Here is a 14,542-nt window from a genome sequence, read left to right on the forward strand (position 1 = left end):
CAAGACATATCAAGGGAGTCAGCGAACGATGGCCTACTCCGTCACGTTGCCGGAGCTCGGTGAGAGCGTCACCGAGGGCACCGTCACCCGGTGGTTGAAGCAGGAGGGCGACACCGTCGAGGTCGACGAGCCGTTGCTCGAGATCTCCACGGACAAGGTCGACACCGAGGTCCCGTCCCCGGTCGCCGGCAAGGTCGTGAAGATCAGCGCTCAGGAGGACGAGACCGTCGAGGTCGGCGGTGTGCTCGCCGTCATCGACGACGGGACCGGCGGGGTGCCGGAGTCCTCCGGTTCCGCCGAGCCGGCCGCCGAAGAGGCGCAGCCCGAGCCGGAGCCGGAGCCCGCGAAGGAGGAGGCCTCCGCGCCGTCCCAGCCGGACACCGCGCCGGCTTCGGGCGGCGAAGGCACCGAGGTGAAGCTGCCCGAGCTGGGCGAGAGCGTCACCGAGGGCACGGTCACCCGGTGGCTCAAGCAGGTCGGCGAGAGCGTCGAGGTCGACGAGCCGTTGCTCGAGATCTCCACGGACAAGGTCGACACCGAGGTCCCGTCCCCGGTCGCCGGCACCGTGCTGGAGATCCGCGCCGGTGAGGACGAGACCGTCGAGGTCGGCGGTGTGCTCGCGGTGATCGGGGCCGCCGGTTCCGCCCCGGCCCCGAAGGCCGAGCCCAAGCCGGAACCCAAGCCCGAGCCGAAGCCGGAACCCAAGCCGGAACCGAAGCCCGAGCCCAAGGCCGAAGCGGCTCCCGCGCCGAAGCCCGCCCCGTCTCCTCAGGCCGCCCCGGCTCCCAAGGCCGAGGCCCCGAAGCCGGCGGCGAGCAGCGACAACGGCTCGGACAACGCGCCGTACGTGACGCCGCTGGTCCGCAAGCTCGCTTCGGAGCACGGCATCGACCTGTCGTCGCTGACCGGCAGCGGTGTCGGTGGCCGCATCCGCAAGCAGGACGTGCTCGCGGCCGCCGAGGCCAAGCAGAAGGCCGCCCCGGCTCCCGCCACGCAGCCCGCTGCCGCCGCCCCGGCTCCCGCCGCCGCCCCGTCGGCTCCGCGCAAGGCCGCGGTTTCGCCGGAGCTCGCGGCCCTGCGCGGCACCGTCCAGAAGGCCAGCCGGATCCGCCAGATCACCGCCACGAAGACCCGCGAGTCGCTGCAGGTTTCCGCGCAGCTCACGCAGGTCCACGAGGTGGACGTCACGAAGATCGCCAAGCTCCGCCAGCGGGCGAAGGCGGCCTTCAAGGAGCGCGAGGGCGTCAACCTGACGTTCCTGCCGTTCTTCGCGAAGGCCACCGTCGAGGCGCTCAAGCAGCACCCGAACGTCAACGCGTCCTACAACGAGGACACGAAGGAGATCACTTACCACGGTGCGGTGCACCTGGGGATCGCGGTGGACACCGAAAAGGGTCTGCTGTCGGTGGTCATCCACGACGCGGGTGAGCTCAGCCTCGCCGGTCTCGCGCACCGCATCGCCGACCTGGCGGGCCGCGCGCGTTCGGGCCAGATCAAGCCGGACGAGCTGTCGGGCGGCACCTTCACGATCACGAACATCGGCTCCAACGGCGCCCTGTTCGACACGCCGATCATCGTGCAGCCGCAGTCCGGCATGCTCGGGACCGGCGCGGTCGTGAAGCGCCCGGTCGTGATCGCGGACGCCGACGGCAACGACACGATCGCCGTCCGGTCGATGGCGTTCCTGCCGCTGACCTACGACCACCGCCTGGTGGACGGGGCCGACGCGGGCCGCTTCGTCACCACGATCAAGCAGCGTCTGGAAGAGGGCAACTTCGAGGACGAGCTCGGTCTCTGATCCTCCGGTAGTCCGCGAAAGGCCCTCGCTCCGCTTCGGCGGGGCGGGGGCCTTCCTCTTTTCTCCCGCATTTAGTCCTCTCGATGCGGTAGTTGGCATCGCGAACCACCGCATTCAGAGGACTGAATGCGAGGGTTTGACAGGCAGCCGGAACTCTAGTATTCCGGAATTACGGAAAACAAGAGGAGGGAGCCGCCCATGCTGACCAGACGCCATCTGCTGGCCGGTGCCGCCGCGGGATCGGCCGCGTTGCTGCTACCGGGAACCGCGACCGCGGCCCAGCCGGACACGAAGACCGAACAGGGTTGGCTCGACTGGATCGCCACCCATCGAAGCGATGTCTCCGTCCTGATCGACGACGGCGCGGGCCGCCGCGCCGCGCGCGACGCCGACGTCCGGCGCGTTCTGGCCTCGTCGGTCAAGGTCGTGCATCTCAGCGCGTACGCCGTCGCGGTCGCCGAGGGCAGGCTCGACCCGAAGGAACAGATCCGGGTGGGCGACTGGGACGCCCATCATCCCTTCGTCGCCGACGGCCGCGCGCATTTCCAGGCGCTCAACTGGCTGGGCGTCCCTTGCGACGAGTACGGCATCGCCAAGGATCCCGAGCAGTGTGTCCCCCTGGCGAGGCTCGCCGAAGCGATGATCCTTTTCAGCGACAACGCCGCCACGGACTATCTCCGTATCCGCCTCGGCGACCCCGCCCTCCAGCGGACGGCGGCGCGGGGCGGCTGGTTCCGGCCGGACACCCGATCTCTCGGCGGCGAGGTCCTGATGCTGATGATGCCGGAGTACGGGCCCTCACCCGGCAGCCCGGTCGCCGTCCGGCGGGCGATGGGTGACGCGGTCGCGCGCCGGTTCGTGCGCGATCCGGGGTTCCGCGCCGAAGCCTTCAAACGCTGGCCCGACATGCCGGGCACCTCCGACGCTCAATGGCCGTGGATCAAGGGGCACGGCCAGGGCTCGGCGTCGGATCTGTTCACGCTTCACCGCAGCATCGCGAAGGGCATGTACGCACCCGCGCGCGAGATCCTCGCGAAGCCGCTCGCGGACCGCGTACCGCCCGGAGCGAACGAAGTGCTCTTCAAGGGCGGAAGCCTGCCGCGTTCACTGACCCTCGGGCTTTCCGTCCGCTGGCCGGGCGGGCGTTCGGGCACGGCGGCCGTCCTGCTCACCGGCGTGAGCGACCAGGACATGCAGAACGCCCTGCCGCTCATCGAACTCGTACTCGCGGCGCTGTCCGACCCGGCCCGGTTCACCGCCCTGGAACGAGCGCTCCGCTGATCGACGGTATAGATAACCGATATGGACGCTGAGCTCGCCGACCGGATCGCCGCACTCGAAGCACGGGTCGCCGCGCTTGAAGGCGAGCAGCAGGCCGAACCGGTGACAGGCCCTGGCGGGCTGGTCGGCTATCAGGGCGAGCTGACCGAGCCGTTCGAACTGAGCTGGGCGATCAACGTCACGCCCGGCCCGATGCTGGCGCTCGCGGACGGGCCGCGGGTCGAAGTGCTCGCGGCCCTGTCCAGCACCGCACGGGTGGCACTGGTGCGGACGCTGGCCGAAAAGGGCGCGCAGACCGCGCCCACCCTTCAGGAGGCCGCCGAACTCGGATCGCCGGGCCAGCTGTACCACCACCTCAAAGCGCTGACCGGCGCCGGAATCGTCGAGCAGGACAAACGCGGCAGTTACCGGCTCCGGCCCTCCGCGACGATCCCGGTGCTGGTGCTGCTCACCGCCGCGTCCGACGTCGCCGGGCAACTGAAGAACCTGAGCGTGCGCCCGGATCGCGGATAGGACACGATCGGATCATGCGAGTTCTGATCGCGGGCGCGAGCGGGCTGATCGGCGCCTCCCTCACGACACGGTTACGCCGTTCCGGGCACGAAGTGGTCCGTCTCGTCCGCCGGGAGGAGCGGGCGGCCGACGAACGCCGCTGGGATCCCCCCGCCGGCGAGATCGCGGACGGCGCGCTCGACGGGGTCGACGCCGTCGTGAACCTCGCGGGAGCGCCCTTGCTCCCGGGGCGCTGGAGCGCGGCCCGCAAACAGGTCCTCCTCGACAGCCGGGTCGAACCGACGGAGGTCCTCGCGGAAGCCGTCGTCGAACACGGGATCCCCGTGCTGGTCAACGCTTCCGCCGTCGGCTACTACGGCGACGCCGGTCCGTCCCTTGTGGATGAAACGAGCCCGGTCGGACGCGGTTTCCTCGCCGGGCTCTGCACCGCGTGGGAAGGCGCCACCGAGACCGCGGCCACCGCCGGTGCCCGGGTCGTGCGTATCCGCACCGGGCTGGTGCTCGCGCGCGAAGGCGGGCTCCTGGATGTCCTGCGACCGCTGTTCCGCCTGGGGCTCGGCGGAAAACTCGGTGACGGCAAGCAATACATGCCGTGGATCTCGCTCGACGACGAGGTCGGCGCGATCGTTTTCGCGCTGGAGAACGAATCGCTGTCCGGCCCGGTCAACCTCTCCGGACCGCAGCCCGCCACGAACGCCGCCTTCACGAAGGCCTTGGGCCGCGCCGTGCACCGGCCGGCGATCTGGCAGGTACCCGGTTTCGCCATGAAGTTCGCCCTCGGGCAGGCGGCCGAGGAGATGGCGCTGTTCGGGCAGCGCGCCCTGCCGCGTGTACTGGAGGAGGCGGGCTACGCGTTCCGCCATCCGACCCTCGAGGACGCGCTGGCCGCCGCGACATGACCGTGCGGCGCGGTCTGTACACCCTCGCCGGGTCCGTCCTGCTGATCGGTTTCGTCCTCCTCGGGCTGTCCGTCGACGAGCGTCCGCCGCCGGTGGACGTCGCGCTCGCCGACGCGTTCCGCGGTCAGCACACCCGGCCCGCCGGTCAGGTGGCGGGCCTGGTCACGAACGTCCTCGGCCCGGTCCTGCCGTTCGTGCTGGGCGCGGTGCTGGTGGTACTCGCCTGGCGCCGCCGGGACCTGACCGCGTTGTGCGTCAAACTCGCCGTCGTCCTGCTGCTGTGCCGGATGACCAGCCTGATCGCGAAACCGGCCTTCTACCGGGAGCGGCCGCGCGAATTCCCCGATCTGAGCTATCCGAGCGGGCACGTGGTCGCCGTCGCGTGCACCGGGTTCGTCGCGGTACTGCTGTGCGCTTGGACCCGTCCGCACCTCGCGCGCCTGGCGATCACGGTCGCCGCCGCGGCGACGGTGGCCGGCGCACTCTGCCGCATCGTCCTGGGCGTGCACTGGCTGACCGACACCGCGGGATCCGTGCTCGCGGTGGGTGGCGTCGGCCTGATCGCGGCGGCCGGGCTGGGCCTGCTCCCCCTGCCGAAAGACCCGGCGTAGTGTCGCTGACGTGAGCTCTTCGACCACGTCATGCCGCGCCTCCGCCGAGCCCGTCGACGTCCGCGAGATCGGGACGATCGACTACACCGAAGCCTGGGAACTCCAGCGAAAGCACGTGACAGCCCGTGCCGACGGTGATGGCCCGGACACCATGCTGCTGCTGGAGCACCCGTCGGTGTACACCGCGGGCAAGCGCACGGAAGCCGAGGACAGGCCGACCGACGGCACCCCGGTGATCGACGTCGATCGCGGCGGCAAGATCACCTGGCACGGGCCGGGCCAGCTGGTCGGCTACCCGATCATCAAACTCGCCGACCCGATCGACGTCGTGCACTACGTGCGGCGTCTCGAAGAGGCACTGATCACCGTCTGCGATCAGCTCGGCGTGCACACCGGCCGGGTCGAGGGCCGCAGCGGCGTCTGGATCCCTGCCGACGACCGCGGCCCGGAGCGGAAGATCGCCGCGATCGGCATCCGCGTCCAGCGCGGCGTGACCATGCACGGTTTCGAGCTGAACTGCAACGCCGACCTGGGCGCCTTCGACAAGATCGTCCCGTGCGGCATCCGGGACGCGGGCGTGACGTCGCTTTCCTACGAGCTCGACCGCGAGGTCACCGTGGCGTCGGTGCTGCCGATGGCGCGCGAAGCCGTGCTCGCGGCACTGGAAGGTAACCTGCCGGTGAGCGACGAGCGCTGGCTGCCGCGCCCCGAGGCACCCGCGGCCCCTGGCGTCACGTTCGCTCTGCAGAACTGACCTCTGCGAAGATCACCGGTACGACCGCCGGAAACGCCGGTGGTCGTACTGGAGGAAGTCATGCGCAAGTTTTCGCGCGTTCTCGCGACGGCCGGTATCGCGGTCGCCGCTTCGGTGAGCCTGCCCGGTGCGGCGTCGGCCACGCCGCCGCCCGGCTGCACCGGCGGGCACGACGGGGCGAAGTACGCCTGGGCCAGCTGTACCGCGTATGGCGACCGCATGTACCGGGTCACCGCGTACAACTGCAGCCCGGTCTGCGGCAACGCGGTGGGCGAATGGGCGGTCCACGGGGCGGAGTCCCGCCTCACCATCACCTGGCCGGCGAAGATCCTGGACATCGGCGTCGACATTCAGTGACCCGCCAGTACATGAAGGCCCCCTTCCTTGCGCCTGACGCAAGGAAGGGGGCCTTCATGTACTTCAGTCCAGCTGAGGTGCGACGTCGGAAGCGATCAGCTCGATCTGGTCCAGATCCGAGAGGTCCAGCAGCTGCAGGTAGAGCCGGGTGATCCCGGTCTTCTCCCGCCACTGCCCGACCTTCTCGACGACCTCCGACGGCGTCCCCGCGAGCCCGTTCTCCCGCAGCTCGGAGACCTCGCGGCCCAGCACGCCGGCGCGCTTGGCGACCTCGGCGTCGTCACGGCCCACGGCGACGACGAGCGCGGCCGAGCGGATGATCTCCTTGGGGTCGCGGCCGATCTCGCGGGCGGCGTCGTCGACGCGGCCGAACTGCGCCGCGGCGACGTCCGGGCCCACGAACGGCAGGTTGAACTCGTCCGCGTAACGCGCTGCGAGCGCCGGGGTGCGCTTCTTGCCGCCTCCGCCGATGATCACCGGCGGCCGGGGCCGCTGCGCCGGCTTCGGCAGGCCCGGCGAGTCGACGAGCTTGTAGTGCTCGCCGTCGAAGGAGAACGTCTCCCCCTCCGGCGTCTCCCACAGCCCGGTGACGACGGCGAGCTGCTCGGCGTAGCGGTCGAAGCGCTCCTTCATCGGCGGCAGGTCGAGGCCGTACGCGGTGTGCTCGTCGTCGTACCAGCCGGAACCGAGGCCGAGCTCGACGCGGCCGCCCGACATCTGGTCCACCTGCGCGACCGAGATCGCGAGCACCGACGGATGCCGGAAGGTGGCGGCGGTGACGAGGGTTCCCAGCCGCACGCGGCGGGTCTCACGGGCGAGACCCGCGAGGGTGATCCACGCGTCGGTCGGCCCCGGCAGCCCGGTCGCCGAGCCCATCTTCAGGTAGTGATCGCTGCGGAAGAAGGCGTCGTAGCCCGCGTCCTCGGTGGCCTTGGCCACCCGGAGCAGGTCTTCGTAACTGGCCCCCTGCTGGGGCTCGGTAAAGATCCTGAGGTCCACGCCGCCACCCTAGCCAGGGCGCGGTCAGCTCGCTTTCCCGTGCTCGGCGGGCGGGACACGGCGGAATCCGACGAGCAGCCGCACCAGGACCTCCTCGACCTGGGCGCTGACCTTCTTCGGCTCCGGCGAGCTCGCGATCTCGATGGCGGCGCTCGACAGCGCGCCGAACAGCAGCCGCGCGGTGACGTCCACCGGGACGTCGTCGACCTCGCCGACCTCGATGAGCGACTGGATCCCGGTGCGGACCAGGCCGAAGCTGCACCGCTCCTCGGCCTCGCGCCAGCGTTCCCAGCCCATCACCACCGGCGCCTCGTGGATCGCGATGCGCTGGTACGCCGGGTCGAGGCAGCTCTGCAGGAAGCCACGCAGCCCGGAGAGCGCCCGCTCCCACGGTGAGGCCGGGCCGTTCATGATCTTCTCGAGCCGGTCGAACACCTGGCTCTCGACCGTGTCGAAGGCGGCCTCGAACAGCGCCTGCTTCCCACTGAAATGGTGGTAGAGCGCGCCCTTCGTCACCCTGGCCCGTTTGGCGATCTCGTCGAGAGACGTGCCGGCGTACCCGCGTTTGGTGAACAGCTCCACGGCACTCTCGACGAGTGCCGACCGGGTGGACTCGGAATAGTCCAGCCGCCTTGACCTCATTGTCGCCACCTTCACAACTTTACGCCGCCGGTCCCACTCCATACCCATGGTATGTTGACTGCTGTCAGGTCCGTACCGGGAGTATGCCGCAAACCTGCGGTATGAACCGGGTCACGGAGGGGAGCCCACATCATGAGCTGGAACGACTTCTACCGGCGGCGCGACATCCTCGAAGCCGCACTGCGCCAGGCGGGTCACCACCCGTCCGACGCGATCTCACTCGAAGAAATCCCTGGCGCCACCCAGTACTTCGCGACCGAGGAAGAGCTTCTGGTCGCGCTTCGGTACAAGTGGAACCAGGTGCTCGCAGGTCGTCTCCGCGCCGAGATGACCGATCCGGACTACGCCGACCAGGATCTCGCGCTCGACCGGGTCGAAGCCGTCACCCGCGCCTGGAACAGCGCCACGGCCGAGCACGAGACCCTCCGCACCGTTCTCGACGCGGCCCTCGAACGGTGCCCCGCGCTGATCCCGTCGCACGAAGCCGAACTGCGCACCCTCGCGCTGACGGCGGGGCTGGCCGACGGCAACGAACCGGCCGAAGAGATCACCAAGGTCGGCAGCGCGTTCGCCACCCTGCTCCGGCACGGACGGCACGCGAAGCCCGCCCGCCGCCGCAGCCCCATGGGTCACCTGCTCCGGTTGCTCGCGCCGAGCGCCTGACCTGGCGTAGCGGCACAGGCGACGATGTAGTTAGGTGACCGGCATGGCTGCTCACGCGCGCTGGACCGAGGCCGACATCCCGGATCAGACCGGCCGGACCGTGTTCGTCACGGGGGCGAACTCGGGGCTCGGGCTGCGCATGTCCGAGGTGCTCGCGGGCAAGGGGGCCCGCGTGCTGCTCGGCTGCCGATCACCGGAGCGCGGCGCCAAGGCGCTGGACCAGGTGCGCACGGCCGCGACCGGGGAAGCGCCCGAACTCGTCCGGCTGGACCTCGCCGACATCGACTCGGTCCGCGAAGCCGCGAAGAAGGTCCAGGAACTCACGGGCGGCAAGCTCGACGTCCTGGTCAACAACGCGGGAGTCATGGCGACCCCGCGAGGCCACACCAAGGACGGCTTCGAGACCCAGTTCGGCACTAACCATCTCGGGCACGCGGTGCTGACCTGGCTGCTGATGCCGTCCCTGCGGAACGGCTCCGGAGCGCGTGTCGTCACCTTGTCGAGTGTCGCGGCGACGGGCGCACGCATCGACATCGCCGACCCGAACTTCGAGCGCCGGATGTACAACCCCGGCTCGGCCTACGGCCAGTCGAAACTCTCCAATCAGGTGTTCGCGCTGGAACTGGACCGCAGGCTGCGCGCCGCGGGCGACGACGTCATCAGCGTGGCGGCGCATCCTGGCTACACGTGGACCGGGCTCGGTTCGGGGATGGCCCGCTCTTACCGCAACCCCGTGGTGCGCGCGCTCGTCGCCGGCGGCAACCGGATCGGCGAGATCTTCATCGCGCAGAACGCCCGCCAGGGCACGCTCCCGCAGCTGTTCGCGGCGACTTCCCCCGAGGCCGAAGGCGGCGATTACATCGGCCCGCGCGGGCTCGGCGGGCTTCGCGGCGCGCCGGTCAAGGTGCGCCCTTTGGCCGCCGCGAGGAGCGAGTCGCTGGGCGCCGCGTTGTGGGACGTGACCACCAAGTTGACGGGCGTCACCCCCGACCCCGCGTGAGCGGCGGCCACTACTCCGGCGGGCGTAGGGTGGCGGTGTGAGTGCTGCCCCAGATGGCCGCAAGCTGTTGCGGCTCGAGGTCCGGAATTCCCAGACTCCCATCGAAAAGAAGCCGTCTTGGATCAAGACGCGCGCCCGGATGGGTCCGGAGTTCACCGAACTCAAAGGCCTGGTGCGCCGTGAAGGCCTCCACACCGTCTGCGAAGAAGCAGGCTGTCCCAACATCTACGAATGCTGGGAAGACCGTGAGGCCACGTTCCTGATCGGCGGGGACCAGTGCACCCGGCGTTGCGACTTCTGCCAGATCGACACCGGCAAGCCCGCCGAGCTGGACCGTACCGAGCCGCGCAAGGTCGCCGAGAGCGTCCAGGCGATGGGCCTGCGGTACTCGACTGTCACCGGCGTCGCGCGTGACGATCTCGAAGACGGCGGCGCGTGGCTGTACGCGGAGACCGTTCGCCAGATCCACGCGTTGAACCCGGGCACGGGCGTCGAGCTGCTGATCCCGGATTTCAACGCCGACCCGGACCAGCTCGCCGAAGTCTTCGGCTCCCGCCCCGAGGTGCTCGCGCACAACGTCGAGACGGTGCCGCGCATCTTCAAGCGGATCCGGCCGGGCTTCCGCTACGCGCGGTCGCTCGAAGTGATCACGCGTGCTCGCGAGGCCGGCCTGGTGACGAAGTCGAACCTGATCCTCGGCATGGGCGAGACCCCGGAAGAGGTCGCGCCCGCGATGAAGGACCTGGTCGACGCCGGCTGCGAGATCCTCACGATCACCCAGTACCTGCGCCCCTCGCCCCGGCACCACCCGGTGGACCGGTGGGTCAAGCCCGAAGAGTTCGTCGAGCACTCGAACGCCGCCGAGGCGATGGGCTTCGCCGGCGTGATGGCCGGGCCGCTCGTCCGTTCCTCGTACCGCGCCGGGCGGCTGTTCGCCCAGACGAAGGCCCACCGCGGTGAGCCGCTGTCGGAGAACTTGGCCCATCTCGCCGCCGAAGGGCCGGCCGCGCAGGAAGCCAGCTCGCTGCTGGCCAGGTGACTCCGGTCACCCTCTTCGCGACATCGCCACCCACCAGGTCACGAATCAGTAAAGTGACCTGGTGGCGTTGGTAACTGATCTTCTGAACTGGCTGCAGAGTCTCCCGGAACCGGGGCTGGTCGCGGCGACCGGCGGATTGGTGTTCGCCGAGTGCACCATCGGGCTCGGCTTCATCGCCCCCGGTGAATCGGGGCTGCTGGTCGCGGCCACGACGGCGACGTCGGTCTCCCGCTTCCTGACCCTGTGGGCCGTCGTGACGGTCTGCGCCGCACTCGGCGACTCGCTCGGCTACGCGATCGGCAAACGCTTCGGTCCGCGTCTGCGCGAGACGAAACTGATCCGCAAGTACGGCCTCGACGCCTGGGACAAGGCGACGGGGGTGCTCGAACGGCGAGGCGCGTGGGCGGTGTTCTTCGCGCGGTTCCTCCCGGTGATCCGCACGCTGACTCCGGCGGCGTCGGGCACGTCGGGCCTGCCCTTCCGCAAGTTCCTGCCCGCCGCCGCGGCGGGCGCGGCCTGCTGGTCGGCCATCCACATCGGCATCGGCGCCGCTCTCGGCGAGGCCGCCAAGAAGGTCGAAGGCGCGCTCAACACCGGCGGCCTGGTGATCGTCGGCGTCCTCGTCGGCGTCGCGGTGTTCTTCCTGCTGCGCTACAAAAAGAAGAAGGCGCTCGGCGTCACAGCCGAGGAAGCCACCCCGGCGAAGGTCGGCGCGGAGGACTAGATTCCGGGCATGGCCGCCCTGAACCTGCCCCAGCCCATCGGTTTCGTCCTCGGTGGCGGCGGCAGTCTCGGTGCCATGCAGGTCGGGATGCTGCGTGCCCTGACCGAAGCCGGGATCACCCCGGACCTCGTCGTCGGCACCTCGGTGGGTTCGCTGAACGCCGCCGTGCTCGCACTCGGGGATGAATCGGGTGACCGGCTGGACCGGATCTGGTCCCGGATGACACGGCACGAGGCGTTCCCCGGTGGCGTGCTCAGCCAGGTGCGGACGCTCCGGCACAGCAAGACCAACCTGTTCCCCAACACCGGTCTCGCCGCGATCGTCGACGAGCACATCGGCGAGGGCGCCCGATTCGAGGATCTCGCGCTGCCGTTGGGTGTCGTCGCGACGGACGTCGACACCGCCGAGCCGCTGCTCATCCGCACAGGACCCGTTCTGGCACCCCTGCTGGCCAGCTGCGCGATTCCGGGAATCTATCCGCCGGTGCCGCTCGGGGAGCGCATGCTCTACGACGGCGGACTGGTCGCGAACGTGCCGATGCGCCAGGCGCTCGCCATGGGCGCGAAATCGCTCGTCGTCCTCGACTGCGCCTTCCCCGGCAAGATGCCCGGCACTCCGCAGACCTTCGCCGAGGTGCTGATGTTCACCGCGATGATCAGCATGCGGAACCAGGCGGTCCTGGAGGCGCCGATCGCCGCGGCCGAAGTGCCCGTGGTGTACGTGCCCGGGCCGAAGCCGGTGCGGGTCAGCCCGCTGGACTTCAGCCACACCACGACACTCACCGCCGAGGCTTATGAGGCCGCGAAGACCTATTTGGGCGAATTGAATGTCGATGGCCCCGGTCTTTATGGTGCCCCTGGTCTCGTCGTGGCGTGACGAGCAACCGACCGGCATCGATCACGTCTTCTTCGTCGCGTAGTTTTGAAAGAGAACTTTCCGCTGATAGCGCGACGTAAAAAGAGAATCATATGTTTCCCAAGAAGACATTACTTTCGACCGCCGGAATACTCGCCACAGTATTGGTGATCGCGGCGTGTTCGCCCTCGGGCGGCACCAATTCACCCGGCACCGGCTCCGAGCCGGACACGAGCCCGGTTTCGGTGACCATCGATCCGGCAGGCGGGGCGAACGTCAATCCGGCGACCCCGGTGGTGGTCAAGGCCGAGCACGGCAAGCTGATCGACGTCACCGTCACCAACGCCGACAAGGGCAACCAGGTGAAGGGCGAGCTGGCGAACGACGGGCTCAGCTGGAAGACCACCGAACCGCTCGGCTACGGCAGCACCTACAAGATCGTGGCGCATGCCCAGGGCACCGACGGGAAGCCCGTCGAGCAGCAGAGCAGGGTCTCCACGCTGAGTCCGAAGCAGCAGGCGAACCCGAACCTCATCCCGGCCCCCTCGGCGGTGGCGTCCGCCGGCGTCGGCGTCGGGCAGCCGATCGTGTTCGCCTTCGGCCAGCCGGTGAAGAACAAGGCCGAGGTCGAGAAGAAGCTGTCCGTGGAGTCCACGCCGAAGCAGGAGGGCTCCTGGTACTGGATCGACGACAAGAACGTCCACTACCGCCCCAAGGAGTACTGGCAGCCGGGGACGACGCTCAAGGTTTCGGCGATGATCTACGGCGTCGATTTCGGCAATGGCGTCTACGGTGCGACCGATCGCACCGAAACGTACAAAGCGCACGATTCGTGGGTCGCGAAAGCCGACGGCAACACCGAACAGATGCAGGTCTTCCATAACGGTCAACTGGCGAAATCGATGCCCATTTCCATGGGCAAGGACGCCACACCCACGCATTTGGGCGCACACGTCATTTCGGACAAACACGAGAATTACGTGATGGACTCGTGCACCTACGGCGTCTGCCAGGGCCAGCCGGGGTACTACAAGGCGAACGAGAAGTGGTCGCTGCGGATCTCCAACGACGGCGAGTTCGTCCACGAGAACCCGAACAGTGTCGGCGCGCAGGGCAGCTCCAACGTGTCGCACGGCTGCATCAACCTCAACGCCGCCAACGCCCAGTGGTTCTACCAGAACATGGGGCTCGGCGACGTCGTCGAGGTGACCAACTCCGGCGGCCCGCAGCTGCCGGTATGGGACCTCTACGGCGACTGGTCCAAGTCGTGGGCGGACTGGCAGGCGGGCAGCGCGCTCAAGTAGAGGCATGATGGGCCGGTGACCAGCACCCTGAACACCGCCCGCTCACTCGTGGCCGGCGCCGGCCGGGTCGTCGCACTGACCGGCGCCGGGATCTCCACGGATTCGGGGATTCCCGACTTCCGCGGCCCGCAGGGCCTGTGGACCCGCGACCCGGCCGCGGAGAAGATGTCGAACCTCAAGGCGTACCAAGGCAGCCGTGAGGTCCGTGAGCGGACCTGGCAGGCTCGGCTGGTGCACCCCGGCTGGGACGCGACACCGAATGCCGCGCACTACGCGCTCGAGCGCCTGTCGCCGACGCGGATCATCACCCAGAACATCGACCGGCTCCATCAGAAGGCGGGCTCGCCGCCCGAGCGGGTGCTGGAACTTCACGGGACGATGTTCGAGTCCGTCTGCCTGTCCTGTGACGACCACCGGGACATGCGCTCGACACTGGAGCGGGTCCGAGCGGGCGAGACCGATCCGACCTGTCTGGTGTGCGGCGGCATCCTCAAGTCGGCCACCGTCTCGTTCGGCCAGCACCTGGAGCAGGACCTGCTCCGGGCCGCGCGGACCGCCGTCTCCGACAGCGACCTCCTGCTGGTGGCCGGGTCCTCGCTACGGGTACAGCCGGCCGCCTCGCTGGTGAGTGTCGCTTCACGGTCCGGATCCGCCGTCGTGATCTGCAACGGCTCCGAAACCCCCTACGACTCCATGGCCACTGCCGTCGTCCGCGGCCCCCTCAGCGAAACCCTCCCGGCCCTCGCCCCCTCCCGCATTTAGTCCTCTAAATGCGTCCGGCCCGCCCCGCCTCGCACGCGCCCTGCCCCTCCCTCACGTGCCCAACCCAGTCCTTCACATGCCTGAATCCGTATCTCACGTGCGTGAACCCGTCACTCGCGTGCCCAAACCCGTCACTCGCGTGCCTGAATCCGGAACTCGCGTGCCTGAATCCGGAACTCGCGTGCCTGAACCCGGAACTCGTGTGTTCCGGGTTCAGGCACGGGTGTGACGGGTTTCGGGTATGAAAAAAGGGTCCAGGCCCCGGGAGAACTCGTGGTTCTCGACCGGGGCCTGGACCCTTTATCAAGGTTAGTCCGGCGGTGTCCTACTCTCCCACAACC

The 14,542-nt window shown here is 69.2% G+C and carries 16 protein-coding genes; 14 read left to right on the forward strand and 2 right to left on the reverse strand.

The window, feature by feature from the left end:
• Positions 1–28 precede the first annotated feature (28 nt).
• From sucB to AC0685_RS22200, 7 genes are all read left to right on the forward strand, one after another.
• On the forward strand, positions 29–1,798 hold the full coding sequence (gene sucB / locus AC0685_RS22170; RefSeq protein WP_478227269.1) for a 2-oxoglutarate dehydrogenase, E2 component, dihydrolipoamide succinyltransferase: 1,770 nt from the start codon (positions 29–31) through the stop codon (positions 1,796–1,798).
• Positions 1,799–1,996: 198 nt separating this feature from the next.
• Positions 1,997–3,079 (forward strand): serine hydrolase, encoded by a 1,083-nt coding sequence (locus AC0685_RS22175; protein WP_478227270.1) that lies wholly within the window; start codon positions 1,997–1,999, stop codon positions 3,077–3,079.
• 21 nt (positions 3,080–3,100) lie between these two features.
• On the forward strand, positions 3,101–3,592 hold the full coding sequence (locus AC0685_RS22180; RefSeq protein ID WP_478227271.1) for an ArsR/SmtB family transcription factor: 492 nt from the start codon (positions 3,101–3,103) through the stop codon (positions 3,590–3,592).
• A gap of 14 nt (positions 3,593–3,606) precedes the next feature.
• Entirely contained in the window at positions 3,607–4,491 is an 885-nt protein-coding gene (locus tag AC0685_RS22185) for a TIGR01777 family oxidoreductase (protein WP_478227272.1), read from the forward strand.
• Positions 4,488–5,102 carry a phosphatase PAP2 family protein gene (locus tag AC0685_RS22190; RefSeq protein ID WP_478227273.1) on the forward strand — a complete coding sequence of 205 codons (615 nt, stop codon included), beginning with the start codon at positions 4,488–4,490 and terminating at the stop codon, positions 5,100–5,102. The genes AC0685_RS22185 and AC0685_RS22190 overlap by 4 nt, the downstream gene beginning before the upstream one ends.
• Before the next feature lie 10 nt (positions 5,103–5,112).
• Complete coding sequence (gene lipB / locus AC0685_RS22195; protein ID WP_478227274.1) at positions 5,113–5,856, forward strand: lipoyl(octanoyl) transferase LipB; 744 nt, start codon at positions 5,113–5,115, stop codon at positions 5,854–5,856.
• Positions 5,857–5,916: 60 nt separating this feature from the next.
• A complete protein-coding gene (locus tag AC0685_RS22200; protein ID WP_340687470.1) occupies positions 5,917–6,213 on the forward strand; it encodes a hypothetical protein in 297 nt (98 codons plus the stop codon).
• Between the two features lie 63 nt (positions 6,214–6,276).
• Here AC0685_RS22200 and AC0685_RS22205 read toward each other — a convergent pair whose 3' ends face one another.
• Both AC0685_RS22205 and AC0685_RS22210 read right to left on the reverse strand, forming a co-directional pair.
• Complete coding sequence (locus tag AC0685_RS22205) at positions 6,277–7,212, reverse strand: LLM class F420-dependent oxidoreductase (RefSeq protein WP_478227275.1); 936 nt, start codon at positions 7,210–7,212, stop codon at positions 6,277–6,279.
• 24 nt (positions 7,213–7,236) lie between these two features.
• Positions 7,237–7,854: a TetR/AcrR family transcriptional regulator gene (locus AC0685_RS22210; RefSeq protein ID WP_034324103.1), complete on the reverse strand. Its 618-nt coding sequence runs from the start codon at positions 7,852–7,854 to the stop codon at positions 7,237–7,239.
• A gap of 132 nt (positions 7,855–7,986) precedes the next feature.
• Between AC0685_RS22210 and AC0685_RS22215 the strand changes: the two genes are divergently transcribed.
• From AC0685_RS22215 to AC0685_RS22245, 7 genes are all read left to right on the forward strand, one after another.
• Complete coding sequence (locus tag AC0685_RS22215; RefSeq protein ID WP_478227276.1) at positions 7,987–8,517, forward strand: hypothetical protein; 531 nt, start codon at positions 7,987–7,989, stop codon at positions 8,515–8,517.
• Positions 8,518–8,560: 43 nt separating this feature from the next.
• The gene (locus tag AC0685_RS22220; RefSeq protein WP_478227277.1) at positions 8,561–9,517 is read left to right on the forward strand and encodes an oxidoreductase; all 957 of its coding nucleotides are present in this window, start codon (positions 8,561–8,563) and stop codon (positions 9,515–9,517) included.
• Between the two features lie 37 nt (positions 9,518–9,554).
• Complete coding sequence (gene lipA, locus AC0685_RS22225) at positions 9,555–10,556, forward strand: lipoyl synthase (protein ID WP_400562947.1); 1,002 nt, start codon at positions 9,555–9,557, stop codon at positions 10,554–10,556.
• Between the two features lie 61 nt (positions 10,557–10,617).
• The gene (locus AC0685_RS22230) at positions 10,618–11,280 is read left to right on the forward strand and encodes a DedA family protein (protein ID WP_478227278.1); all 663 of its coding nucleotides are present in this window, start codon (positions 10,618–10,620) and stop codon (positions 11,278–11,280) included.
• A 9-nt stretch (positions 11,281–11,289) separates the two neighbouring features.
• Complete coding sequence (locus tag AC0685_RS22235) at positions 11,290–12,156, forward strand: patatin-like phospholipase family protein (RefSeq protein ID WP_478227279.1); 867 nt, start codon at positions 11,290–11,292, stop codon at positions 12,154–12,156.
• A gap of 92 nt (positions 12,157–12,248) precedes the next feature.
• Positions 12,249–13,439: a L,D-transpeptidase gene (locus AC0685_RS22240; protein ID WP_478227280.1), complete on the forward strand. Its 1,191-nt coding sequence runs from the start codon at positions 12,249–12,251 to the stop codon at positions 13,437–13,439.
• 15 nt (positions 13,440–13,454) lie between these two features.
• Positions 13,455–14,201: an SIR2 family NAD-dependent protein deacylase gene (locus AC0685_RS22245; protein WP_478227281.1), complete on the forward strand. Its 747-nt coding sequence runs from the start codon at positions 13,455–13,457 to the stop codon at positions 14,199–14,201.
• Positions 14,202–14,542: the final 341 nt, after the last annotated feature.

The organism is Amycolatopsis sp. NPDC043889, from assembly GCF_056435645.1.